Here is a 24,153-nt window from a genome sequence, read left to right as displayed (position 1 = left end):
CGTGACGAGGGCCGCTCGGAGCCCTGGCCGACACGGGCCCGCCTGGATGCCGGGTCCCTTGAGAGCGCGGCTACGGCAGCACGGCGCGAGGCCCCTTGTGAGGCGCCGCGGGCGCGTCCACCGTGCGCAGGGGCGCCGCGTTGCCGTGCGCGTCGCGCGGATACACGGTGATGGTGCCGGACCGGGCGTTGGCCACCCACAGCTCCTCGCCTGACGCATCCAGCGAGACACCCGTCGGCTGCGCCAGCCCCGTCGCCTTGCCATGGAGCAGCCGCAGCGGCTTCACGTTCTCCCGGCCCGCGAGCAGCACCTCCACCGAGTACACGGCCACCGCGTCCGCGCCGTAATCCGCCACGAAGAGCTCCTGGTGTGAGGCATCGAGCGCGAGGCCCGAGGCGCGGTTGAGCTTGAGCTGCTCTCCCGTCCACCGTGCGAGCGGCGCCGTGTCGCCATGTGCCGCCGCGTCGAACAGGGCGAGGAAGGCTCCTCGGCCCGCCTTGGTCGCGGCCGACAACCCCGTCACCTGTCCCTTGCCGGAGCCCGCCACGAAGAGGCGCTGCTGCTTCGCGTCCAGCGCCAGTCCGAGCGGGCCGGACAGCCCCGTCTTCTTTCCGGAGAGCACGCGCGACGACTGGAACCCACCCTGCTCATCGCGGCGGAAGGTGGCCACGGAGTCTCCGCCGCCATTGGCCACGTACAGCTCGTCGCGAGCCGGGTCCAGCACCAGCGCGGTGGGCTGCTCCACGCCATCGCTCAAGCTCCCGACGGTGCGAGTCCCGTCCTGCTCCGCGAGGCTGAAGCGCACCACGGTGTTGGCCCCCGTGTCCGCCACCAGCAGTTCCTGGTGCTTCGCATCCCGCGCCAGCCCCCAGGGCTGCTCCAGGCCCGACGTGAAGCGGGACTCCGAGGGCGCCGCGGACAGCACCTGCGTGCCCTCGGGGCGCAACCCTGGACTGGGCGGGGAGCCGGTGAAGGTCTGAATCCAGAACCACAGCGTGAAGTCGCCGCCCTGTCTGCCGTCGCCCCGGTTGGGATAACCGATGGCGAAGCGCTCGGTGAGCGAGCGGGAGATGACCTCGCCATCCAGGACGCGGGAGCCGTCGCGTGAGTGGATGAAGCCTCCCTGCACGACGAGCTTCGCGAGCATCCGACTGTTGCCGTAGCTGTCGACGTTGTACGAGCGCAGCAGGTCCATCCACCGATAGGACTCCACGCTGGGAACCCAGACGATGTCCGTGCCGTAGATGCGCGCCTCGCCTCGCAGGGTGTAGGTCTGGTGCCCTACGATTCCCGGGTAGCGGCCCATCTGCTGCGTCCAGTAGCTCGCGTCCGAAGTCGTCAGTGGATAGACGACATCCAGGGACAGGGTGACGACAGGGGGAGGCAGGGCCAGGGGCGCGCCCGTGGGGGCCATGTAGGGCGCGAGCTCCTCCGAGCAGATGATGCGAATCCCCTGTCGGAAGACGCCGAAGGGGTCGAACCCGAGCTGTCCATCGTTCTCCAGCACCAGCTGGGGGTTGGCGGCCAGCTCCACCCGGGACACGTGGAGACCGAACTGCTCGCTCGTCAGGCCGGGGCGGGCGCTGAACACGATGGGCGGATGCCGGGTCGGCTGCTGCGACTCCTCCACGAGCGTCGCCGTCACCTGCTGTGCTTCCACCAGGGTGATGTGCCAGCGCACCCCGGCGACGCCCTGGCTGTCGGTGCGCACGAACAGCGAGGCGCCCTCCTGGGTTCCATCCAGGGTGCGCAGGCGGGCGCTGTCCGTGGGCTGGACGATGCGGAAGTGGACGAGCGCGTTGACGACGGGAGTCTCGCCCGTCATCACCGCGACGAGGAGCGGCGTCGGCAGCGGCTGGCCCGCTATCGCCTCCTGGCCATCTCCGCCGACGTACAGGAACGAGCGCTGACGGCACAGCGTGTCCAGCGCCTCCTGCACCGTGTCCGCGGTGAAGAGCGTCTGGCACAGGCCGGGCTGGTAGGCGACCCGGTCCGCGCGGCTCAGGCGCGCGGTGAAGACGAGCGGCAGGTGGACCTCTCGGAGATTGCCGCCACCGTCCGCCACGAGCAGCCGCGCCTCCACCTGCTGGGTGGCGTCGTTGGGGTTCGGCAGCCACTCCACCTGCGCGATGCCGTCTGCGTCGGTGGTGACGATGATGCTCTCGGTCCAGGGGTTGCCCGAGCCGGCGAGGCGCACGCCGCTGTACTGCCCGCTCGCGTTGTCCAGGACGCGGAAGCGCACCGACTGGTTCGCCGCGCGGCGCTGGTGACGCGCCACGCCCACTCGCAGCGGACGCGGGAGCACCTCACCGGGCAGCGTCTCCTGCCCGTCGCCCCCTTCGTACGTGAGCACCAGCTGCCTGCTCAGTGTGTCCAGCGCCTCCTGGACGGTGTGCGTCTCGTTGAGGATCTCCTGGGCCGTGTCCGGGGCATACGCCACCTTCGAGGCCACGCTGAGGCTGGCGCTGTAGCGCAGCGGGGCATGGACCTCCTCGTTGCCGTGGTCCAACAGCCGCGCCTCCACCACCTGGCTGTGCCGGGGGTGGTTCACCGTCTGCCAGCCGTCGATTTGCGGCGTCCACCAGGCTTCGGCGATGCCGCTGACGTCGGTGTAGACGACGATGGTGGTGCCATTGTTCGCCGGCCTGCTCACGTCCTCCAGCGAGCCGTTGCCCTCGGACGTGACGACGCTGAACTGGACGCGCGCGCCGTAGACGGGGAGCCGGCCATTGAACACGCCCGCGCGCAGCGGACGCGCCAGCCGCGCCGGAGGAGCAGGCGCCCGGGTGGGCATCACCTCCTGGCCGTCACCTCCGGCGTACACCAGCGTCTTGTGCTCGGTGAGCGGCGGGAACAGCTTGCGGCAGTCATGCACCGTCCAGCCGCTGTTCGTGCGCTCCAGCACCGCGAGCGCGCAGTAGTGGTGCCGGATGGCGTGCGCGGACTCGAAGACGGGAACGCCACCACTCTGCGGCCACTGCACGCTGCGCGTCACCGTGCGCGCGGGGATGAGCCAGGAGTCTCCCGTGCGGTAGTGGCCCGCGGTGAAGCGCACCTGCACGCCGCTCTCCAGCGCCATCCATCCGCTGTCGGGGCTGCTCGGGTCCGCCGCCGGAATGATATCCAGCGTGCCGGTGGAACCCACCGTGTCCCAGCCGCGCACCGTGAGCGCGCCGCCCGGCAGCGTGGCCGGCCACGTCGCCGTGTCGATGGTGACGCGGTTGCCGGTGACGGCCTCCACCCGGACCAGCTCTCCGGGCTCGCCGCGCAGCACGCGCGCCTCGTTGGTCAGCTCCAGCCACTGGTTGGGCTGGAAGCGCCGGTAGCCGTCCTTGCCGGGCTCGGCCACGACGAGGAGCCGGTCGTCGACGTCGACCGACTCGACGCGGGTGACGAGGATACCGTTGTCGCGGGACCACTTGAAGGTGGCCTGTCCGCCACTCGTGTTCCCCCGGTGGACCTCCACTCGATAGAGCTGGTTCTCCAGGCGGCGGAAGCCCGCCTCCGCCGCGACGATGCAGGGATTGTCGCTGGCCTGCTCGGGCTCGCCGCGCGCCGCCAGCGTGCCGGTGCTCGTCAATTCTTGAGGCGTCCACAGGGACGTGCCGAAGGTGTGGCACGGCACCGCCTCCACGGGGCCGGAGGCCTGGTCACCCGTCAACGGGTAGAACCGCGCCTGCCACACCGTGCGGGTGCGCGTGGCGGTGTCAGGCCCGCCCAGCGCCACCTCGCGCAGCTCCGGGTCCTCCAGCGCGGTGACGTGGCGCCGCCAGACGTCCAGGAAGACGAGGTAGCGACCATTGGCTTCCGGCAGCGGCACGCCGGGCAGGTCCGGCTGCGCGCCGAGCGGGACGTCCTGCTCGTTCTCGCAGAGGATGCCGTCCACGTAGTAGTGGCCGCGGCGGACCAGGAGCTGCCCCTCTATCAGGGCGACGGCGAACCCCGTCATGTCCGCGGGCGTGCCCGGCTCCTGGGGCGTGCCGCTGGCGCCGATGATGTCCCTGCGAGCCGTCTCGTCCAGATACCCCTGGATGTCGACGTGCTCGTTCCAGTCGGCGTCGAGCTGGACGCGGCCCTGCTGCATCCTCACGCCGGAGTAGTGCTTCGCGGGCCGGAAGGTGTTCCGGCTGAAATCGCCCTTCATGGCGTCTCCTCAAGTCACGAAGAAGAACCCGGCTTCGAGTCCGAAGCGCAGGTAGTCAGTCAAGCTGGCGCGGAGGTTGGCCTCGCGCTGCGGTTGTTGAAGGTGGTGGAACACGCCCATCTCCCCCTCGTCACTCGCGCCCCGGCGGATGCCGGAGTCGGTGTCATCCCGGAGCTGGCAGTAGCCGGGGTCTCCGTAGCGGTCCGACGTGAAGACGGGCTTCACGCGCCGCTCGATTTCCAGGCGCACGTCGTCGGGCGTGCCCTCCGCATAGGCGGGCTGGCACCGGAAGCGCTGGGGCACGCGCGAGTCCGGAGGCACATACGAGAAGCGCACGCAGCCCTCCTGGCGTTGCACCACGTCGACGCGGCCCGTGAAGAGGGTGTCGCTGGCGAGCACCAGCACGGTGGCCTCCGTGCCACCGAGCACCGTGCTGGCCAGCACGTGCAGCGCGCCCGTCCTGCCCGCGCCTTCGTAGGGCTCGACGGGGGGCGGTCCCTCGTCCAACGGAGGCGGCAGCGACGGGAGCGCCAGTCCTCCCAGGCCGTCCACGATGCAGTCCTCCAGCCGGAGCGTGGACGCGCGGCCCGTCTGAATCGGCCCGGTGATGCAGCGGTTGAGCAGCACGGTGCAGTCGCCGTCCTTCGCGCCGCGCACGACCAGGCTCGGCGCCTTGGTGCGAGGCTGTCCGTCGGGCAGGAGGTCTTGTCCGGGGACCAGCGTGCAGTGCCGCAGGTCCAGGGTGGCGTTGTCGGAGGCGTGGACCTCCAGCACGCCGCCGCGCACCAGCAGCCCGCTGAGCACCAGCGTGGCCCCCTCGCCCAATCGCACCCGGCACCGGCCTCCCTGGAGGTCGAGGACGGGGCGCTGGAGGTTCGCGGCCCGCAGCTCCAGGCGCGCGCCCGCGGCGACGGTCAGCGTGGCCAGCGGATAGCGCTCGCTGTCGAGCACCTCCACCAGCGCGTTCGCGCTCGCGGCGCTCGCCCCCGTGGCCGCCACCACGGAGTTGTACGGCCCGGCCCGCGTGTCGACCCGGTAGACGTCTCGCTGCTCCAGCGGGAGGAGCGTCTCCTGCCTGTCGTAGAACCCGCCGCCCACCTCGCTGCTGAAGCCGTACGCGTAGCTCACGTACAGCGTGTCGGGCACGGGCCGGCCCTGCGCGAAGGCCAGTCGCCCGAGGACCGGGTCCACCGCGACGAGGATGTTCCGATTCACCGGTGGGGCGTTCGGGTCCGCGCCGGGATAGGGGAGGGTGGCGGCGGGGCGGTGCCAGGTGGACAAATCACAGATGACGATTTCGTCCGGAGACACCTCCTCCAGCGTGTTCGGCGCCGTCTCGCGGTGGAGCGAGAACGGGGGTGCGGCCCCGAAGGCGTACTGCTCGGGCGTCCTGTCCTGGGCGAGCGCGGCGCGGCGGGCCTCCAGCTCGTCATACAGCGGCCGGCGTCGCAGCGGGCCGGGCACGTTCAGCTCTCCGGCCAGCGAGCTGAGCGTGGTCTCCGACTGCGGCAGGTTGAACAGGTGCGTGTCACAACCGAGCACGTTGAAGCGGAAGAGGCCCGCGTCCGAGGCACCGGGCTCCGAGCCTGGGAGCACCCGGAAGGCGGGCGCGAGCACCACCGGATACGCCTCCAGTCGCCACAGGAAGAGGCCGACGTTGGGGAGGTTGTGCTTGCCGCGTTGGTTGTCGATGTGGCGCACGTCCACCGTGCGCGTCGCGTTCTCGAAGGGGGAGCCCACCAGCTCCAGCGCGTTCGAATCCCGCAGGTCCGGGGTGCGAAGGCTCGCGAGGCGCGGGTGGTTGACGTGCTGGGTGGTGCCCACGCGCTGGAAGAACTCCACCGCGCGCGCGGGCCAGCCCGTCACGTCGCGCGCGAGCTGCTCCAGCATGGCCGCGGTGCCCTTGCGCCGCCGGTAGGCCAGGGAGTTGGCCACATAGGCGCGCTGGCTGAAGAGGCCCGGGTCCACCGGCACCAGATCGCGCACCTTGAGCAGGTCGCCGATGTACGGCACCACCCACTCCTGGCACGTCTCGATGAACCAGTTGTCGTGGAGCTGGCCGATGTCCTCCTCGAGCGCCAGGAACTCGCGCTCCATGACGGCCAGCAGCGCGCGCAGGGGCTCGCCCTGGAGCGTGTCCTTGGCGCGGTGGATGGCCGGCAGCAGCTTGTACAGCCTGTCCTGCGGCGAGGGGCTCACGGGCTCACCTCCGACTCCACGACGAGCGTCACGCCCCGGTTTTCACCCTGGAGCGACGGGTCCAAGAGCAGCAGCTGGGCGGGCCGGAGCGTCGTGCCCTCCCACCGCGCGCCCCGGGCCCGGAGGAGCGAGAACAGCTTCTGCGCAGGCACCGTGGGCGTCGTGGGGTGCAGCCGCTCCAGGTCCACCATCACCACGCCGGGCACGTCCTGGAGGACGCGGATGACCTCCGCGCCGCTCACCGCCTGGGCGAACTTCCTCCGCGCGAACGAGAAGGCATCGCGCAGCGCGGCCTCCGCGCGGGCCAGCACGTCCTCGGCCAGGTAGCGCGCGTCCAGCCGCAGCCGGGCCTCCAGCGCGAAGTAGAGCTGCTCGTAGGAGGAGAGCGCGAACTGGCGCACCGGGTCGTGGTGCGTGCGCATGGCTTCCTCCAGGCTCTCGTAGAGCTGGGAGTCCTCGGCGACCGGTCCTCCGCTCTTCGCCGCCACGGTGACGTGGACGAGGATGCGCTCGCCGTTGGTCAGGTCCGCCGCCTGGGCCTTGCCGATGCCGGCGAACGTCGCGGCGAAGTCCTCGTAGTCCTGCAGGGACACCACGCGTCGCAGCGTCAGCACGGAGGCCGGGGCGTTGTCGCGCGCGTCGTCGCGGGACTCGGGCGCGGCGGCGCCGGTGGCGGGGAGCGGGTTGGTGACCTCGCGGATGCCCAGCGGCCTCACCTTGAGGAGCGCGAGCTGCCCCCGGTCCACCTCGCCCTCCGGGCCGATGCCGGAGCGGTACACCGCCGTCACGTTCTCCTGACCCGTGGGCAGGCGCGCGCCGGATACGCCGTCGCCGAACGTCACCACCACGGCGCCGTCGTCCTGGATGCGCACCATGTACACCTCCGCGCGCGCGTCCTGGCCGTAGAGGGTGGGCACCTCCTTCCAGAGCACGCCGTTGACGCGGACCTCCAGCGTGCTCTCCCCTCCGGTGTCGGTGGGCGCGGGCACGTGGGTGAGCGGCGGCTTGCGCAGCACGAAGCGCTGGAGCATGCGCGAGCCATCGCCGCCCCCGAGCACCTCTCGCACCGTCTCGCCATGCGTCGACGGCAGCACGTTGCCGTAGATGCTGACGGTGGAGCGCACCAGGTACGTGGACAGGTCCTCGGTCAGCACCAGGCGCGTGCGTCCATTCGCCAGCGGCTCCGCGCGGTCCAGCACCACCACCTCGCGGACCCACTCCCCCGACTCGGAGGTCTCCCGGAGGGGGCGGCCCTCGATAAGCAACACGTGGCCCGGCTCCAGGCCCGCCACCGCGCGGTCCAGCTCGATGTCGTTGCCGCCCACCGGGTCCGTCCTGGGCATCTCGCCAATGGGCAGCTCCTCGCTCTGCGCGAGGACGACGGTGCTGCGCAGCGGGAAGTAGGACAGGTGCTCGTTGGTGTCGAACGTGAGGCGCGACACCTTGGCGTTCATCGTGAAGTCCTCACGCGCCCAGGGCTGGATGTCGGTGATGCGATACAGCTCCACGTACTTGGACTTCCAGAGCGCCACCCAGCTGCCGAGCACCAACGTGGGGTACTCGCGGTCCAGGTCGACGATGCCCTGGACGGCCGTCTGGTTCTCGAAGTGGGGCCACTGGGTGAAGCGATTGTCGCCGGGCCTGTAGTCCGGGTTGTAGAGCTTCTTGATGTCCTCCGGCATCGCCTTGAAGGACGGCGCGTTGTAGCCGAAGAGGTTGCCGCGCAGCCGCAGCACGTAGGCACGCGGATGGTCCGCCGGGTCCGTGCGAGGTGTCTCGCTGCCCAGCCCCGGCTCCCACTGCACCACGGTGTGGTTGAGCGCCGGCTCCGTCGGGTTCGTCACCCGGGTGACGCGCGTCACCCAGCGCAAATCCCACTGCTCGCTGCCGGGAACTGTCTCGCGCTCCTCGCCCACGAGCAGCAGGGCGTCTCCGGGCTGGATGCCGGGTTGGATGCCCTGGAGGTAGAGCGTGTCCTCGCCGCGCAGCAGTTCCTGGGGCTTCGTCCTGGGCACCTTGAGGACGTTCCACTCCGCGCGGGCCTCCATCGACTCCGTCGTCTCGAAGGTCTGCGGCCTCGCGTCCTGGCCGGGGATGCTGAGCACCTGCACGCCCACGGGCACCGTCACGCGCGACGGGGCGCCGGGCGCCGACTCCACGGTGAACACCAGGTACGTGCTGGCGGCGACACCGGGCTTCAGCTCGTAGCCAAGCTGTCGCGCCAGCTCCAGCACAGAGCGCCGCTCCGTGGCGGTGCGCAGGAAGCCCTCGTTGGCGATGCGCTCCTGGTAGAAGGTCAGCACGTCCGCGGCCGTGGCCCACGCATCCAGCAACGCGATGGACAGGTCCTCCGGACTGCGCGTGGACAGCGAGGCCAGGGGCCGGGTGTCCTTGAAGTCTCCGTCCGGCAGGAACTCGCTCGGCAGGCGCGCCAGCATGCGCTGGAGGAAGCTGGAGTGCGTGCCGATGCGATACGCGAGCGCGGGTTGCCCCGGTCGGTTGTAGAGCGGCGTGGGCTCCGGCGGGCCCCGGTCCTCACACGCCTCGCAGTCCCCCGAGCCCTTGGCTGACGTGCTCACAGGCCCCCCTGCATGAAGAAGTCGAGCTTCCCGTTCTCGGGTTGGCTCGGGTCATTGTCGAGCCGGGCAATCTCCAGCCGCTCCATGGCGATGAGCCCGTCCTTCCACTCGTCGCGCGGCACCTGGCCGAAGCGGCGGAAGCGCTGCGGCTTGCCCGGCGCGTCCTCGGTCTCCACCCAGGCCACGCCGGGGACCTTCATGGCCGTGGCGACCAACTGGCTCAGGTACACGGGCTCGCCGAAGGAGAAGTTGTCCGGGTGGAAGAAGCCGCGCCGGCCGCCTGGCAGCTCCGCCGTGCTGAAGACCTCCAGCAGCGCGGCCTTCACGTTGGCGGCCAGGTAGCCCGGCGACACGCAGACCGTCATGGCGATGTCCAACGGCACGAAGAGGGGCGCGTCGACGCGCAAGTCGTAGCCCGCGAGGCGGAAGCGCTCCAGGAACGCGGTGAGCCGCTCGGAGAAGTCCGCGTCGACGGGGAAGCCGCCGCGCCGGTCCACGGTGACGAACATGGTGTGCCAGCTCCCCGTCCACCGCAGGCTGCCCACCGCGCGCTGCACCTCGGGGTGGCGTTGGGCCACCTCCGCGTAGTCGTCCTCCGTCACCGCGCGCTGCTGGACGCGGAAGGCCTCCGGCGCGTTGACACGCACCCGCTCCACGGACTCCGGCTCCACGCCGCCCCGCGCGGGCAGCGGATTGCGCACGCGCAGGATGGCGTCGCGCCAGTCTCCGCCCACCGGCGAATACACGTGGGTGATGGACTCCGCGCCCACGTTGCCGGAGGTGCCGTTGCCGATGCGGTAGGTGGCCGAGAGCACCACGTCGGGGCCGGGCCGCTCGCCGAGCACGTTGTCTCCGAAGCGCAGGCGCGCCCTGCCATCGTCCTCGACCTCGGCGACGAACTCACGGCTGAACCGGCCGCTGTTGAGCAGCGTGCGGCGAGGCGTCCACACCCGCCCGCTCTCCGCCTCGCGCAGCCAGATGGCGGGCAGCGCCTCTTCAGCGGGTGTGCGCAGCGCCGCCGCCGCGGAGGCCGTGGGGTCCACCGCGCGCCGTCCGTCCACCCGAGACACCTGGGTGAGCGGCCCGCGCGCGAGGCGGGGGCGATAGCGGCCCTCGGCGGACACCACGGGTAGCTCTTCCGTCAGCGTGCGCCCGTGGTCCACCAGCACCACGTTGCCGCGAGCCACGCTCACCGGCGCGGGCTGTCCCAGCGGGTCCTCCGTCTCACCCGTGGAGTCCAACGGCACCACCACGCTCCACAGGCACAGCTCGAAGGGCAGCGCGTCCTCGGGGTGCCACGCCACCTCCACGACGTCCAGGTCCATCAGCGCGTCGCGGGTGAACTCCACCTGCGTCAGCCGCACGGCGTGACGGCGCGACGGCTCCGCGTCCACCACCCGTCCCGTCTCGGGGCTGCGCGCCTCTTCCAGCAGGAGCACCAACCCGGGCGTGAAGTTGCTCGGCGTCATGACCCGCTGCGCCGGGTCGAAGTCGGCGGGCGGATTCAGGAGCGTGGCGGCCGTGGCTCCCTGGGGCAGGCAGCATTGGTCCTCGCCCCAGGTGTGGAAGACGATGCGGCCATGGCCGACATGGAGGGTGGCGGGGTGGAGCGACTCGAACACCTCCGCGCCCGCCGTCACGGCCGCCTGGAGCTGCCGTGCATCCAGCACGCGCGGCGCGTCGACGGAGGTGACGAACCGCGTGCCTGGCGTCACCTCGGTGGGGCCGGGCAGGGGCCAGCCCTCCGCGTTGGCGGCCACCTGCACCGTCACCCATGCGCGCGCGTTGCCGCCATCGTGCATGGGGTAGTCCAGGAGCTTCGCGTGGCGGCGCACGGAGCTGCGCTTGCGCGCGGTGCCCAGGTACGCCTCGGTGGCCACCGCGTCCTGGTAGTAGCTGAGATAGTCGGCCGAGTAGGCCATCAGCTCCACCAGCGTCACGCCCAGGTCCGCGGGGTTGCGCTCCTTCCACTGCGGCGTCACCTCCGACAGCCGGTCCAACAGCAGGCGCCGGAAGCTGGCGTAGTCCCGCGTGAGGTAGTCGATGGGCGGGTCATCGCCCGTGGGCGCGTCGGCGTGCTTCGGCGGGGCGCAGTCGAACTCGCTCGGGCACTCCACCTTGAAGGTGAAGTCCACGCGGGACAGGGGCCCGTCGAAGCCCTCGGGCGGCACCGTGTCCAGGAAGCCCCGGAGGAGCGCGAGCGTGTACGTGGAGAAGTCGCCCGAGGACGTGGTGCGCACCACCAACGTCTGCTCCGTCTCGTGCGTGCCCTCGTCGTCGTCCAGTTGCTTGCGCCGCGCGTACTCGGCCCGCTCGGCGGCGGTGGTGAGCGGGTCCGGCGGCGGGGTGTCCATGCGGAAGGCCAGGGCCACGCCGATGTCCTTGAGCCGCACGCCTCCGGTGATGGCGACATTGTCCGCGTTGAACGTCGCGGGCAGCGGTTTGTAGCAGCGCACCCACAGCGTCCGCTGGCGCTCCAGGCCGAGCGCCTCCGCCTCCTCGTCGAGCACCTCCAGGAAGTCGATGCCGTTGAAGGTGGGGTGGGCGTCCACCAGCCGGCGCCGCTGCTCGCTCTTGCAGACGTAGCGCGCGCCCATGTCAGAGGTCCCTCGTGAACTGGGCCGTCTGGCGCTGCTGCGTGCGGCGCACCACGTAGCGCACCGTCACCTGGAGGGAGGCCTCCACGCTGAGCGTCTCCACGGCCTCCACCTGGATGAGGTCCCCCAGCCACTGCTGGAGCGCGCCCTGCACCAGGAACTGGGTGGCGGTGGCCAGCTCGGAGCTGTTGGGCGCGAAGACGAGCTGTCCCAGGCCCGTGCCGAACGTGGGCCGGTTGACGCGTTCGCCCGGCGAGGTGAAGAGCACCTGTTCAATCAGGTGCCGCACGTGCGTGTCCAGGTCCGCGTCCGCCGTGCGGCCCCGTCCATCCAGTCGGTAGGGGAAGGCGATGTGCATGGCTCAGGTTCCCTTCACCCGGACCTGCGTCATCACCACCTGGGGCGGCCCCAGGGGCGCGGCGCCAATGGACATGCCCACGCTGTTCTGCAGGATGACGAACTGGCCTCCCGCGCGCACGCGCACCGCGGGCACCAGCCACTTCACCTGCACGCAGGGCCCGCCGCTCTGGGGCGGGAAGGCGCAGCCGGTCACCATGTACTGGTCGGCCATGGTGGCCACGGGCTGTCCGCCCACCTTGACGCGCGGATTGCCGGGCGTGATTTGCACCTGGCCGCCATGCGGACACATCACCGTGGCACCGACGTGGAGGAAGAAGGCTCCCATGGCTAGATGACCTCCAGCGCGCCGTTGTTGACGTTGACGCCCGTGGGACCGAGCTTGATGTTGGCGGCGCCGAACGACAGCTCGATGCCGGTGGCGCTGAGCACCACCTTGGCGGTTCCCCCGTGGTCGATTTCGATGCCGGTCGCCGTGAAGGTGGCCTTGAGCGGCATGGGCACGGCCGGAGGGCTCACCTCGATGGTGAGTCCGCCCGCGCCGGGCAGGTCATCGAGCTTCAGGGTGATGCAGTCCGTCTTCCACACCTTGGTGGTGGGAAGGCCGGGCGTGGCGGGGGCCTCGCCCTCGCCCCAGAAGCAGCCGGCGACGATGGGGTAGTTGAGGTCTCCGCGCTCGAACTCCACCCAGACCTTGGCGCCCATGGGTGGCACCGCGAAGAAGCCCTTGCCGTTGCCGCCGTAGGGCATGCACGGCATGGCCCAGCCGAGCTGGCTGTCGCCCAGCACGGTGGGCACCTTCACCTGCACGCGGCCCATCATCAGCGGGTCGATGTTGTTGACGACTTCGCCGCGGTACTTCCCGAAGTACGTGCTCATGGCGGCACCACTGGGGTGAGCGACCCGGTCCCCTCACGCGTGAGCGTGAAGCGCTGCTTGTATTCACCGGAGCGGATGGAGTGCGTGACGTTGCGCACGTAGAAGAAGCCGTCGTGTTCGAAGCCCGCGCCGCGCACGCCCACCAGCCCTCGCGGGCGCAGCATGTCGCCGTAGCGGGTGGCGTCCAGCTCGCCGGAGCCGGTGAGCACCTGGTCCGTGGACGCATCCGTCTGGCCCTGCGCCTTCGCGAAGGCCGCGATGTAGCCCGCGCCGTCCGGCACGTCCTCCAGGAGCGAGGTGCGCACCTTGGACTGCGCCAGCAGCGCGGGCATGCTGGCCAGGGGCGGCACGCGCAGGCTCGCGAAGGTCTTCACCGGGAGCGCGCGACCGAAGGCCATGGCCTGGCCGCTCACCGTCGTCGGGGCCAGCGCGTTGTACTGGAAGTCGATGGTGTCGACGTTCGTCTGCGCGCCCAGGTTCACCGACAGCGCCCGCTGCGGAATGCCCAGCCGGTTGGGCGGGCCCCAGTAGGCGGTGTTCGTCAGCGGCGCGGGGCCGGGCGTGACTTGGAAGACGTAGCCGTAGCGGCGCGCCATCTCCTGGAGGTAGGCGTAGTCGGTGCCTCGGAAGACGGGCGTGCGGTAGATGGGCAGCGGCACGTCCAGCGAGGGCGGCGGGATGATGACGGGAATCAGGCCGTACTGCGCGTAGCTCAGGACGAGCTGCGCGATGATGATGGGCTCCACCTGGGCGGGGTGCTCGTGGACCTTCTGCTCCAGGTCCATGGCGGTGCTGATGTCCTCGCCTGTGATGGTGAGCGTGGACGCGCCCGGGTGCTGCGACGGACTGAGGGTGCGGTGGGTGATGAGCCCGTCGAAGAGCACCTGCGGAATCACGTTGAAGGTGACGAGCAGCACCACGCGGTTCATCGGCTTGAGCAGCGGGTGGCCCACCAGCCCGTAGTCCAACAGGTGCATGGGGCCCGAGCGGCCCACGCCGAAGGTGAGCTGGAAGCCCGAGCGGCCCTCGTCGTTGTGGGTGACCTCCACGTTCTGGAGGGCCTCCATGAACGACGCGGGCGCGGGCACCGCCACGGTGGGGCCCAGCATCAGGGTGAGGTGGATTCCCAGCAGGCTCATCGCGCGCTCAGAACTCCGGCATGGCGATGCGCACCAGGGAGCCAGTCTCACGCATCAATTCAAAGGGGTTGAGCGTGTCGTTGGCGTCGCAGACGCGCCAGAAGTGCTCCGGGGCTCCCAGGGTGCGGTGGGTGAGCAAATCCAACCGGTCCCCTTCCGTGACGGTGACTTCGGCCAGGACTTTCAGGGCATTGCCCGCGGGGATGAAGCGGCGGCGCTTGTAGGCCGCCACGCGCCCGTCGGGGAGCGTGAGGGTGGCGGTTTCCAGGGAGGCGTAGCGACTGGTGGGGTCGAGCATGAAAGCTCCCGTGAGGCGTGGCGCTCAGCGTGGCAGCGAGGCATTGGCGACGCCGGAGATGCTGCCGACGACGGCCATGGCCTCCTTGACGACCTGGTGCGTGAGGAAGAGGGCGTAGCCGGGGTGAAGGAGGGGCAAGTCGTTGTAGGAGAGGACGCGCAGCCCCAGCGACACCTTGGCGCGGATGGGATTGAGGTTCGGGTCGAACGCTTCCTCTGTGATGGTGAACTCGGTGAGCTTCACGGGCAGCACCCGCTTGGGGCCCCAGATGAAGAGCGTCAGCGGCGCGGTGGCCGGCACCACCTCCAGCGTGCCCACCTGCATCAGCACCGCGTTGAGGATGACCTGCGCCGTCTTGGGGTAGACGAGCATCTCCAGCGCGGAGAGCTGCGGGTAGATGCCCAGGCTGCCGGCGATGGCGTCGCCGTTGGCGAGCTGGTCCGTGGCGTCTATCTCCACCTCCACCCGGATGTTCTCCACCGGGGGGCCCGCGAGCCGCAGCGCCTCCGTGCGGTCACTGCCGCCGTCGCCCGACATCTGGGGCGTCAGCGTGCGCGTCATCGTGTCCGGGTTGTATTGGAACACCACCAGGCTCGCGACGGGGTTGAACGGGTCCACCGCGACGATGGCGCCGCGCTGTGTGCGGGGTGTGCGTGGGAACGAGCTCATGGCGTCACTTCCCCCGTCCCAGGCCGGAGTACACGGCCCGCGCCACCTGCGCGCCCAGCGACTGGGGCGCGGCGTGCGGCGTCACGTGCACGGCGCCCGCGTCCAGGCGGGCCACCTCGCCGCCGGAGAAGCCCTGGGGCAGTCCCTCCGTGGCGAGCAGCCGCGAGAGCTCCTGTCGCACCGCCTCGCCCACCTGCTCGCGGTGAGCGGGGGAGACGCCGTGGAGCACCAGCTCGTCGATGTGCAGGGAGATGCGTCGTGGCGTCATGTCCACCCCGAGACCTCGGCTTCCGCCAAGGGCTTGTCGAGCTTGCTGAACTCCGAGCGCACCGCGCGCTGGAGGTGGGCCATCCGCACCGGCTCATTGGCGTCGGCGGCCAGGAAGGCGGCGTTGAGGGCGATGGTGCGGATGTTTCCGCCAGTGACGCTGAGCCGCGCCAGTCGCGCCACGTCCAGGCCCTGGGTGGGCGTGGCGGCGGGGAACATGCGCCGCCAGATTTCCGCGCGCTGGGTGGCGTCCGGGAAGGGGAACTGCAACACGAAGCGCAGCCGGCGCAGGAAGGCCGTGTCCAGCGCGTCCTTCATGTTCGTGGTGAGGATGGCCAGGCCGCTGTACGCCTCCATCTGCTGGAGCAGGTAGCTCACCTCGATGTTGGCGTAGCGGTCATGGCTGTCGCGCACCTCGGTGCGCTTGCCGAAGAGGGCATCCGCCTCGTCGAACAGGAGGATGGCGCCGCCCTCCTGCGCGGCGTCGAACACGCGGCGCAGGTTCTTCTCCGTCTCGCCGATGTACTTGCTGACCACCTGACTCAGGTCGATGCGGTAGACGTCCAGCCCCAGCTCGAGCGCGAGCACCTCCGCCGCCATCGTCTTCCCCGTGCCGCTGGCCCCGGAGAACAGCGCGCTGATGCCCAGGCCGCGCGTGCCACGCGAGGCGAAACCCCACGTCTCGTACACCCGCGTGCGCTGCCGGACGCTCGCGCAAATCTCGCGGAGGATGGCTTTCTTGTCCGCGGGCATGACCAGGTCGTCCCAGCCCGCCGCGGGCTCCAGCCGCTGCGCCAGCTCCTCCAGGCGGGGACGCGACTGCACGCGGCAGGCGGCCCACAGCGCGGCGCCCAATGAGGCCTCCTCCTGGAAGGGACCGCGCTCCCGCACCTCCAGGCTGGCGGCGCGGATGGAGCGCAGGGGCAGGTCGAACTGCGTGGTGACGCGCTCCAGCGCGCCCGAAATGGGGACGGCCTCGGCGTCGAGCGACTGGGCCCAGAGCACCTGCTGCTCCACGCGCGTGGGCCGCTTCACGTCAACGTGGAGCGAGGCCCGGTGCCTCATGCGAAGAGGCTCGCGCGCGGTGATGAGCACCATGCCCTGGAGCCGCTCGGCGAAGGACACGGCCAGCCGGGCCGCTTCCGCGCTGGTGCCCTCGTCGCACTCCAGCAGCAGGCCGCTTCCCAGGAGCAGCGCCTCGCGCTCCCACAGCCGGGCGAGCGCGGCGCGCTCCTCGATTCCGGAGGGAAGCTGTCCCGCGCGCATGACATGGAGCTGGAGGCCGAGGGCCGCGCACGCGGCGCTGGCGACGGCCTGGGCCCCATCCGGCTCCACGCCACAGAGCTGCACGACGGGGGAGGGCGCGTGGCCCGTGGGTTCGCGCTCCCAGAGTCTGCGCAGCCGCTCCGCCAGCTCCTGGTGCGAGGGCGGCAGGGCCCCGGGAACGGACACCGGCGTGAGGAACTCTTGCAGCCTCCGGTCCAGGTACGAGAGGCCCGCGAGGTAGTGGAGGATGCGCTCGTCGATGCGCAGCGGGCTGGTGGTGAGCTGCTCACCTGGCGTCAGCGTCACCAGCTCCCAGCGGCGCAGGGGGGCCACCGGCGTCAGCGCGCTCCAGTGCGCCTCCGGCAGCATGGCCAGCGTCAGTCCGAAGGTCGGCCACGCCCTGCGAGGGTCCCCATTCACCGCCGCGAACAGCGGCCCGAAGCCCGTGCCCAGGTCCAGGCTGGCGCAGCACAGCAGGACATCGCGCTCGAAGGCCGACAGTCGGAAGGCGTCGCACAGGCTCTCCAACGCGGAGGGCGCGGGCATCGCCGCCTCGGCCTCGGAGAGCGCCGCGAGGGCCGCGTCGATGTTCGCGCCCTCGGTGGGGGGCTCCAGCTCCTGGGCGAGCGCATGACGGACGAGGCGCGCGCGCACCACCGAGAGCGCCGCGGTGAGCTGGCGCTGGTTCGCGGCCTGCCACGTCTGGGGGAGCGGGCTGCTCATGTGACGGTCACCCGCTGGGACGTGTCGAACACCGGAGGCGTCTGGGTCCGGTCGATGAGCAGCGAGTCCACGCCCTCGACGCGCAGACGGACGAAGTAATCCCCGGCGGAGACGTCCCGCGTGGTGAAGCTGATGCTGTCCACCGGCGCGGCGCGCTCGGGGGCGGGGATGTCCTTGCCGCCGAGCAGCAGGGAGACGCGCTGCTCCGGGCGGGCCCGAGGCTGGAAGGTGACGGTGAGCGTCACCTCGTCACCGGGGCCGCGAGGCGCGGGGTTGGGGGTGAGGAGGGTGATGCGGGGCGCGAGCGTGAGGGACAGCGCGGAGGTGGTGTGCTCCACGGCGTTCGCATCGGTGATGACGACGGACACCGAGTAGGTGCCCGAGGGCCAGCCGGCCGCGTCGTTGGGGATGGCCACGGTCAGCCGCGACGCGGTGACGTCCGTGGCGGGCCGGGTCACCGGCGCATTCCAGAGCGGATGCGTGAAGCGCACCCCCACGGTGCCTCCGGACAGGTACTGCCCGGTGAGGACCAGCACGTCCCCCAGTCGCGCGCTGGCCTGCAGCTGTGGCGGCGTGACGGCCTCGAGGCGCGGGAAGGGCGGGAGCGTGTCGGGCAGGACGGTCAGCACCGGACGCAGCACGGGCAGGGGCGCGCGATGCGGACGGGTGCTCTCGATGAGCACCACCGACACCTGGTAGACGACCGAGACGCGGTACTGCGTCTGGAACATGGTCCAGAGCTTGGAGAGCTCCTCCAGCGACAGCGGCTCCACGGTGATGCGCACGCGCTCGACCTGTTGGTACAGGTCATTGCCTGGCACCGCGACGCGCAGCTCCTCGGACCCGAGCAGCGGATGGTCGTGGAGGACGCTCATCGCCTTGCCGAGCAGCTTGTGGCTCTCCACGTCTTCGTCGGACGGCGCGTAGGGCGTGAGCAGGTAGGTCAGCCGCAGGGCCAGGGGCGGGAGGCCGGACTCGCCGAACTTCACCTTCGGCGGGAAGTCCATGTTGCGCAGGGCGGCGTCGGGGCTCACCTGGAAGAGGAAGACGTTGAGCTGGTGGTGCGTGGCGTCGCGGGCCCGCGCCTTGTCCGGGGGCAGCGTCGTCACCGTCACGTCCGGCGTCTCCACCTGGAGGTGGTTGAAGAGCAGGGTGCGGAGGGTCGCCGTCACCGTCGCGATGGAGAGGGAGTTGCTCACCGTCCACCTCCGTTGCGGCGCGCGAGGTACTCCTCGAGAGACGGAGACGGCGCGGCCCGCGAGGGCGCGCTCCTGGCGGGCGCGGAGGGCGACACCGCGCGGACCTCGATGCGGCCGATGGTGACCTGGATGACGGGTGCCGCCGGGCCCTGCGACACGTGGACCGGAGCCGTGTCCCCGCCGGACTCCCGCCGCGCTGTCTCCGGGGAGGACCGCGCCGCCGGAGCGGGGGCCGACGTCTCCAGCGCCACGGCCAGTGCCCGGGCTCGTCCCACCGCTGACGGGACGGAGCGCTCGTCGAACGAGCCCTGCTCCGAAGCGGTGGGAGCGCGTGCTCGCGCCAGCTCCGCGGAAGAATCGGTGTGTGAGCTCACGGGCAGGACACCGCCCCCCTGCCGAACCACCGAGGCCCCCGGGAGTGCGTTCGCCGGCTGTACGCCGACACCCTGCCGTTCCGTCGAGGACTCGGTGAATGGGCTCACGGGCCGGGCAACGGCGCTCCCTCGCGTGGACGCGTGGGCCTCCTCATTCAGCGAAGGCTCCACTCGCACGGCGGGAAATACGCCAGCGCTCCTCGGAGGAGCCTGGGGCCCGCGTGGCGATGGAGCCGCCGGGCCTCGCTTCTCGGAGAGGTCCATGCGAGCCGGTGCATCCGCCGCGAGCCCGAGGGGCCGTGACGCCGCGTCTCCGCTTCGCGGGAGGACATGACCTCCGGAAGTCGCGAGTGATTCCGACGGAACGGGGGACACGACCCTCGTCCGCTCCACGCGACCCACGTCCGTGTCGAGCCCGCCGCGCCGAGCCCCGGTGCCCGCGCTCTCTGAGCGGGACGGCTCCACGACGTCGCTGTCCTGGGCCTCCTCGACTCCGGGCTCCTGCGCCACGTCGAGCCTTCGACCCGCTGCCCCGCGCGTCCCGTCACGCGTGAGGCTCCCTGCCTCCGTGGCGCCGCGTGCGTCACCAGGCCCCGGGTCGCCCATGCTCCGCGCCCCCATGAGAGCCTGTCCCAGCGCGCTCCAAGGTTCGCGTCGGGATTGGACTGGACCAATGGGGGCGCGGGGCAGGGCGCCGGGGGGCTCGTGCCGTGTGTCGAGGACAGCCGCCTCGTCGCGCTCCACGGCCCGTGCCTCGGGAGCGAAGTACGAGCTGACGCGCGGTCGGACACCCTCGGTGGGGCGGTGCTGACGTGCCACGAGGTGGCTCAAGTAGTCGCTCATGTCCCCGCCAGCTCCAGGTAGCGCTGCCGCTTCCAGGGGCTCATCCCGAGGATGTGCTCCTCGGACCAGCCGTACAGCCTCGCCAGCGTGTGCACGTCGCGCAGGGTGCGCTGGGCCCACGCCTCCACTTCCCGCCAGAAGAACTCGGCGATGTCGAACGCCGCCGCCCACTGGTGCCCGCAGGCGGGACACGTGGTGGTCAGCTCCACCCGGGCCTGCGGGTCGGCGGCCTCCATCGCGTTGGCGATGGCGCCAATCACCTCCTCCGGCAGCTCCCCCACGTCCACGTGTGCCCCCTCCCGACGTGCCTCCACCACACACCGCGCCAGCATCCCCTCGCGCCCCGCTCCACCTCGTCCCGCCGCCAGCGCCGCCAGGTCCCGGCTGTCCGGCAGTCGGAACCGCACCGCGTGGCCCTCGCGCTCCACCTCCAGCACCTCCGGCGCGGAGGCGCCATGCGGCACCCGGATGTCATTCACCTCGAAGGCCAATTCGACCTGCTCACCGCACGGCGGACACGGCACCAGCCCCACGAGCGCCGAGCCGAACGTGCCTTCCCTCGCGGCCAGGAGCAGCGCGTCCCGCGCGCCCACCGGCAGCCGCGCCAGCTCTCCCGGACTCCGCTCCGGCCACGCCGCGCACAACAGCGCGAGCGCGCGTCCGGGAGCGGAGTGCGGGTAGCCCGCCTCCCATGCGCCCAGCAGCTCCGAAGCCGTCAGCGCGCGCATGGAGCCTCACCGCGTCAGGGGTTGGGCTCGTTGAAGCTGGGCTCGGTGGGCTCGGTGATGTCGTAGTCGCGCTCCCAGCCCTCGTTCTCCAGCTTGAGCGTCTGGATGGCCACCGCGTTGGCGTTGGCATCCAGGTCCGGCATCGCCTGGTACTCGGACACCCAGCAGCGGAAGAGCTTGTAGGAGATGGCCAGCTGTCCCGCCTCGTTGTAGACCTCCAGGATGATGTCCTTGCGGAAGTCCTTGAGGGACACCTCGGTGCCCAGGCCGGAGCCGTAGTTCCAGACCTTGTTGGCCCACCGCTCGAACTCGGTGTCGTGGGTGACGCCGCGCTCCAGGGTGAGGGCCTCGTACTCGCTGCGGCCCGGGGACTTGCGGCTGCTGCTGGGGTCTCCTCCCTCGCGGTGCTTGACGACCTCCGTGGTGCGCTTGAGCGCGCCCACCTTGCTGACCCCCGCGACGTAGCGGCCATCCCACTTCACGCGGAACTTGAAGTTCTTGTACGGGTCGAAACGCTGAGCGTTGACGCTGAACTGAGCCATGGAATGGGTCTCCCTTACGCCGCGACCTGGCCGGCCATCTGCTGGAGCTTGAGGACGACGAACTCGGCCGGCTTGAGCGGCGCGAAGCCCACGACGATGTTGACCACGCCCAGGTTGATGTCGTTCTGCGTGGTGGTCTCCTTGTCGCACTTGACGAAGTACGCATCTCGCGGCGACTGGCCCTGGAACGCCCCCTGCCGGAAGAGGTTCTGCATGAAGGCGCCCACGTTGAGGCGAATCTGGGACCAGAGCGGCTCGTCGTTGGGCTCGAAGACGACCCACTGGATGCCCCGGTAGAGGCTCTCCTCGACGTAGAGCGCCAGCCGCCGCACGGGCAGGTACTTCCACTCGTCGGCCAGCAGGTCGTTGCCGCGGGTGGTGCGCGCGCCCCACACCACGCGGCCCGCGGCCGGCATCGAGCGCAGGCAGTTGACGCCCAGCGGGTTGAGCTGGCCGTTCTCCTGGTCCGTCAGCGGCACGCTCAGCTTCGGCACGCCCGTCAGGAGCGAGTCCAGCCCCGCGGGCGCCTTCCACACGCCCCGCTGGGTGTCTGTCCGGGCAATCACCCCGGCCACCGCGCCGCAGGGGGCGAAGGTCTCCAGCTGGTTCTCGCGCAGCGGGTTGGCCTGGATGAGGCGGGGGAAGTACAGGGCCGCGTTCTTGCTGCGCAGGCTGCTGCTGTTGAAGCCGGTGACAGCGTCCGCCACGCTGTCCCAGCTCACGGGCGGGTCCGCGATGAACACGGCGCGCCGCTCCTCGCAGTAGGCCGCGGCGTCCGTCGCCAGGTCCGCCTCGATGTCTCCATCCAGCGCGTGCGGTGGGATGCACAGCAGGTTGAACACATCCACCTTCTCCAGCGCGTAGAGCCCCTTCTTGTCGGCGCGCAGCCCCGCGCCGGTCGTGAACTGGGTGCGCGTCAGCGCGTTGCCATCGCCTCCCAGGTCGGGCGACACCGGGACGCGCGTGGCCGCCTCCGGACGGACGGCGGGAGAGGGCAGGGTGCCCACCCGGACGAGAGTGGAGCCCTGCTCCAGCACGGTGGGGAAGTAGCGCGGGCTGGCGGGGTCGATGGAGAGGTTGATGAACTTCTCCGTCGTGCGCGTCGCCGTGTCGGTGACGGTCAGGTTGAAGAGCAGGTCATCGACGGACGCGTTGCCGGTCTTCTTCGTGTTGTGGTCCACCACCACGCTGAGCTTGCCGCCCCAGGCTCCGGGGCTCGCCGCCACCAGCGTCGTGTTGCCGGAGTTGGTGAGGTCCAGCTCCGCCGCCGCCCCGCCGTTGTCCAGCCGGACGATGACCGCCTGGCCTCCTCCATTGAGGAAGAAGTCGCGCACGGCGAAGCTCATCGAGCTGTCTTCCCACAGGCTCCCGAAGGAGCGCTCGAAGTCGCCGTACCCGTTGCAGATGACCGGCTCGTTCACCGGCCCGCGCTGTGCGCGTCCCACGAAGGCGGTCACCGATGTGGGCACCCCGCTGATGGTGCGGACCCCACTGGGTACTTCCTCGATATAGACGCCCGGATAACTGAGAGCTGCCGGCATGGACGACTCCTCCCTCTGCGGGTTCGTCAACTCCGCCCCTCAGGTCGCGAGGCAAGAGCCCTTCCAGCGCACGGCGCGCTCCCACGTTCACGGGGGCGCCCGCACGGCTGTGTCACATCCATCTGTATGAGGAGGACGGCAATTGATGCCGTGGCGGCAAATGCAAACGCGTGAAACCGGTCGACCCCCCCTCGCTACCGGAAGCGTGTTGCTGGCTTCCTCAACGTCGTCTTGAGACTGTGCCAGAAACTCAACGGGAAGTCATTCATTCCGGAGTAGTGGATCATACGTAGACCGGCATCGCCCCAATCCAATACATGGGTGTGAGCTGTCGCACATGGCTCGTCCAACGTGTGTTGGATGACAGTTTCCCGTGGGGTCGCGCGAGGATGGCTCATGTGTGTTCATGAGCCGGCACACCCAAAAGGGGGCGTGAAAAGGTCGTTCGGGTTCGCCGCGTGAGGCCCGAGTCTTCCGGTGCCAGGCCCGCTGCGGGCTCTGGACAGGAGAAAGACGATGAGCTCGGACGACAACGACACGCCCTCCCGCCGCCAGGTGATGGGAGGTCTGGCCACGGGGATTGCCGCCGTGTTCTCCACGACGGCTTCGGCCCAGCAGGACGGGGGAGCGCCGGCGCGCCCGGAGGTCCCCCTGCGGAACCCCGTCACCCTGTACCCCAAGCCGCCGTTCCCCTCGCAGACCCAGCCGTGGCCGGGGCTCGCCAGCAAGATGCAGCCCCGGCCGGACCACGGCGAGACGAGCTACAAGGGCTCGGGGCGCCTGCAGGGCCGCAAGGCGCTCATCACCGGCGGGGACTCCGGCATCGGCAGGGCCGCGGCCATCGCCTATGCGCGAGAGGGCGCGGACGTGGCCATCAACTACCTGCCCGCGGAGGAGCCGGATGCGCGCGAGGTCGTGGCGCTCATCAAGGAGGCGGGGCGCAAGGCGGTGGCGCTGCCCGGAGACATCCGGAACGAGGCCTTCTGTCGCAAGCTCGTCGCGGACGCCGTGAAGGGGCTCGGCGGTCTGGACATCCTCGTCAACAACGCGGCGAAGCAGCAGACGCAGGACTCCATCCTGGATGTGACGACGGAGCAGTTCGACACCACGGTGAAGACGAACCTGTATGCGATGTTCTGGATTACGAAGGCCGCCATGCCGCACCTCAAGCCAGGCTCGGCCATCATCAACACGACGTCGGTGAATGCGTATGACCCGTCGGAGAACCTGCTCGACTACGCCATGACCAAGGGCGGCATCATGATTTTCACCAAGGCCCTGGCCAGGCAGGTGGCGAAGCAGGGCATCCGGGTGAATGGCGTCGCGCCGGGGCCCTTCTGGACGCCGCTCCAGGTGAGCGGAGGGCAGACGCAGGAGAACCTGGTCAAGTTCGGACAGGACACGCCCATGGGCCGCCCCGGCCAACCGGCGGAGCTGGCGGGTGTCTATGTCGAGCTGGCGAGCGCGGGGGCCAGCTACACCACCGGCCAGATATATGGCGCGTCCGGCGGTCGTGGAAACCCCTGACGGTGGCTCGGCGTCAGGGAGCCTGTCTGGATTGTGTTAGCCTTGGCGCCGCCGTCCCCATCGAAAGGCTTGTCATGCGCAAGGGATTCCAGAAGTGGGTCTTTGTCGTGGGCGTCGTTGTCGGAGGCGCGTTGGGCGTGCTTCAGCCGGCGCAGGCGGAGGCGGGCGCGCTCTTGTGTCAGAACCTCTGCACCAATGAGGACTGCTCTTGTTTCTTCCAGTGCGGAATGATGGGAGGCCAGTGCGTCTGCGCCGACGCCATGGTCTGCATCTGAGCTTCGG

19 protein-coding genes are annotated in these 24,153 nt (G+C 70.6%); 2 read left to right on the top strand and 17 right to left on the bottom strand.

Annotation, left to right across the window (positions count from 1 at the left end):
- Positions 1–70: 70 nt before the first annotated feature.
- The 17 genes from LZ199_RS25820 to LZ199_RS25740 form a co-directional block, all read right to left on the bottom strand.
- The gene (locus LZ199_RS25820) at positions 71–4,144 is read right to left on the bottom strand and encodes a DUF6519 domain-containing protein (RefSeq protein ID WP_253996423.1); all 4,074 of its coding nucleotides are present in this window, start codon (positions 4,142–4,144) and stop codon (positions 71–73) included.
- Positions 4,145–4,153: 9 nt separating this feature from the next.
- Positions 4,154–6,343 (bottom strand): hypothetical protein, encoded by a 2,190-nt coding sequence (locus LZ199_RS25815; protein ID WP_253996422.1) that lies wholly within the window; start codon positions 6,341–6,343, stop codon positions 4,154–4,156.
- Positions 6,340–8,922 (bottom strand): putative baseplate assembly protein, encoded by a 2,583-nt coding sequence (locus LZ199_RS46770; RefSeq protein ID WP_253996421.1) that lies wholly within the window; start codon positions 8,920–8,922, stop codon positions 6,340–6,342. The genes LZ199_RS25815 and LZ199_RS46770 overlap by 4 nt, the downstream gene beginning before the upstream one ends.
- Complete coding sequence (locus LZ199_RS25805) at positions 8,919–11,519, bottom strand: putative baseplate assembly protein (RefSeq protein ID WP_253996420.1); 2,601 nt, start codon at positions 11,517–11,519, stop codon at positions 8,919–8,921. The genes LZ199_RS46770 and LZ199_RS25805 overlap by 4 nt, the downstream gene beginning before the upstream one ends.
- A 1-nt stretch (position 11,520) precedes the next feature.
- Positions 11,521–11,877 carry a GPW/gp25 family protein gene (locus tag LZ199_RS25800; protein WP_253996419.1) on the bottom strand — a complete coding sequence of 119 codons (357 nt, stop codon included), beginning with the start codon at positions 11,875–11,877 and terminating at the stop codon, positions 11,521–11,523.
- Between the two features lie 3 nt (positions 11,878–11,880).
- On the bottom strand, positions 11,881–12,204 hold the full coding sequence (locus LZ199_RS25795; RefSeq protein ID WP_253996418.1) for a hypothetical protein: 324 nt from the start codon (positions 12,202–12,204) through the stop codon (positions 11,881–11,883).
- Positions 12,205–12,206: 2 nt separating this feature from the next.
- Positions 12,207–12,755, bottom strand: a complete 549-nt coding sequence (locus LZ199_RS25790; RefSeq protein ID WP_253996417.1) for a phage baseplate assembly protein V — start codon at positions 12,753–12,755, stop codon at positions 12,207–12,209.
- Positions 12,752–13,894, bottom strand: a complete 1,143-nt coding sequence (locus LZ199_RS25785; RefSeq protein ID WP_253996416.1) for a hypothetical protein — start codon at positions 13,892–13,894, stop codon at positions 12,752–12,754. Before LZ199_RS25785 ends, LZ199_RS25790 begins: the two co-directional genes overlap by 4 nt.
- Before the next feature lie 7 nt (positions 13,895–13,901).
- Positions 13,902–14,192, bottom strand: a complete 291-nt coding sequence (locus LZ199_RS25780; protein ID WP_253996415.1) for a LysM domain-containing protein — start codon at positions 14,190–14,192, stop codon at positions 13,902–13,904.
- A gap of 24 nt (positions 14,193–14,216) precedes the next feature.
- Entirely contained in the window at positions 14,217–14,861 is a 645-nt protein-coding gene (locus LZ199_RS25775) for a hypothetical protein (RefSeq protein WP_253996414.1), read from the bottom strand.
- Between the two features lie 4 nt (positions 14,862–14,865).
- The gene (locus tag LZ199_RS25770) at positions 14,866–15,129 is read right to left on the bottom strand and encodes a hypothetical protein (protein ID WP_253996413.1); all 264 of its coding nucleotides are present in this window, start codon (positions 15,127–15,129) and stop codon (positions 14,866–14,868) included.
- Complete coding sequence (locus LZ199_RS25765) at positions 15,126–17,117, bottom strand: ATP-binding protein (protein ID WP_253996412.1); 1,992 nt, start codon at positions 17,115–17,117, stop codon at positions 15,126–15,128. The genes LZ199_RS25770 and LZ199_RS25765 overlap by 4 nt, the downstream gene beginning before the upstream one ends.
- A complete protein-coding gene (locus LZ199_RS25760) occupies positions 17,114–18,316 on the bottom strand; it encodes a DUF4255 domain-containing protein (RefSeq protein WP_253996411.1) in 1,203 nt (400 codons plus the stop codon). Before LZ199_RS25760 ends, LZ199_RS25765 begins: the two co-directional genes overlap by 4 nt.
- Positions 18,313–18,690, bottom strand: coding sequence for a hypothetical protein (locus tag LZ199_RS25755; protein ID WP_253996410.1), 378 nt, complete (start codon positions 18,688–18,690; stop codon positions 18,313–18,315). Before LZ199_RS25755 ends, LZ199_RS25760 begins: the two co-directional genes overlap by 4 nt.
- An 839-nt stretch (positions 18,691–19,529) precedes the next feature.
- A complete protein-coding gene (locus LZ199_RS25750; RefSeq protein ID WP_253996409.1) occupies positions 19,530–20,261 on the bottom strand; it encodes a T4 family baseplate hub assembly chaperone in 732 nt (243 codons plus the stop codon).
- 14 nt (positions 20,262–20,275) lie between these two features.
- On the bottom strand, positions 20,276–20,803 hold the full coding sequence (locus LZ199_RS25745) for a phage tail protein (protein WP_253996408.1): 528 nt from the start codon (positions 20,801–20,803) through the stop codon (positions 20,276–20,278).
- A 14-nt stretch (positions 20,804–20,817) separates the two neighbouring features.
- Complete coding sequence (locus LZ199_RS25740) at positions 20,818–22,344, bottom strand: phage tail sheath family protein (RefSeq protein ID WP_253996407.1); 1,527 nt, start codon at positions 22,342–22,344, stop codon at positions 20,818–20,820.
- Positions 22,345–22,860: 516 nt separating this feature from the next.
- Here LZ199_RS25740 and LZ199_RS25735 point away from each other — a divergent pair.
- Together LZ199_RS25735 and LZ199_RS25730 are read left to right on the top strand one after the other, a co-directional pair.
- Positions 22,861–23,871, top strand: a complete 1,011-nt coding sequence (locus LZ199_RS25735; protein ID WP_253996406.1) for an SDR family oxidoreductase — start codon at positions 22,861–22,863, stop codon at positions 23,869–23,871.
- A 74-nt stretch (positions 23,872–23,945) separates the two neighbouring features.
- Positions 23,946–24,146 carry a hypothetical protein gene (locus tag LZ199_RS25730; RefSeq protein WP_253996405.1) on the top strand — a complete coding sequence of 67 codons (201 nt, stop codon included), beginning with the start codon at positions 23,946–23,948 and terminating at the stop codon, positions 24,144–24,146.
- Positions 24,147–24,153 lie beyond the last annotated feature (7 nt).

This window comes from Myxococcus qinghaiensis (genome assembly GCF_024198215.1).
In the GTDB taxonomy this organism is placed as follows: domain Bacteria; phylum Myxococcota; class Myxococcia; order Myxococcales; family Myxococcaceae; genus Myxococcus; species Myxococcus qinghaiensis.
Note: the sequence above shows the minus strand (reverse complement) of the source record. Positions and strands in the feature narration are given on the sequence as shown.

Coding starts and splice junctions, on each gene's coding strand:
- LZ199_RS25820 (WP_253996423.1), bottom strand. CDS start 4,144: ATGAAGGGCGATTTCAGCCGGAACACCTTCCGGCCCGCGAAGCACTAC.
- LZ199_RS25805 (WP_253996420.1), bottom strand. CDS start 11,519: ATGGGCGCGCGCTACGTCTGCAAGAGCGAGCAGCGGCGCCGGCTGGTG.
- LZ199_RS25800 (WP_253996419.1), bottom strand. CDS start 11,877: ATGCACATCGCCTTCCCCTACCGACTGGATGGACGGGGCCGCACGGCG.
- LZ199_RS25795 (WP_253996418.1), bottom strand. CDS start 12,204: ATGGGAGCCTTCTTCCTCCACGTCGGTGCCACGGTGATGTGTCCGCAT.
- LZ199_RS25790 (WP_253996417.1), bottom strand. CDS start 12,755: ATGAGCACGTACTTCGGGAAGTACCGCGGCGAAGTCGTCAACAACATC.
- LZ199_RS25785 (WP_253996416.1), bottom strand. CDS start 13,894: ATGAGCCTGCTGGGAATCCACCTCACCCTGATGCTGGGCCCCACCGTG.
- LZ199_RS25780 (WP_253996415.1), bottom strand. CDS start 14,192: ATGCTCGACCCCACCAGTCGCTACGCCTCCCTGGAAACCGCCACCCTC.
- LZ199_RS25775 (WP_253996414.1), bottom strand. CDS start 14,861: ATGAGCTCGTTCCCACGCACACCCCGCACACAGCGCGGCGCCATCGTC.
- LZ199_RS25770 (WP_253996413.1), bottom strand. CDS start 15,129: ATGACGCCACGACGCATCTCCCTGCACATCGACGAGCTGGTGCTCCAC.
- LZ199_RS25765 (WP_253996412.1), bottom strand. CDS start 17,117: ATGAGCAGCCCGCTCCCCCAGACGTGGCAGGCCGCGAACCAGCGCCAG.
- LZ199_RS25750 (WP_253996409.1), bottom strand. CDS start 20,261: ATGCGCGCGCTGACGGCTTCGGAGCTGCTGGGCGCATGGGAGGCGGGC.
- LZ199_RS25745 (WP_253996408.1), bottom strand. CDS start 20,803: ATGGCTCAGTTCAGCGTCAACGCTCAGCGTTTCGACCCGTACAAGAAC.
- LZ199_RS25740 (WP_253996407.1), bottom strand. CDS start 22,344: ATGCCGGCAGCTCTCAGTTATCCGGGCGTCTATATCGAGGAAGTACCC.
- LZ199_RS25735 (WP_253996406.1), top strand. CDS start 22,861: ATGAGCTCGGACGACAACGACACGCCCTCCCGCCGCCAGGTGATGGGA.
- LZ199_RS25730 (WP_253996405.1), top strand. CDS start 23,946: ATGCGCAAGGGATTCCAGAAGTGGGTCTTTGTCGTGGGCGTCGTTGTC.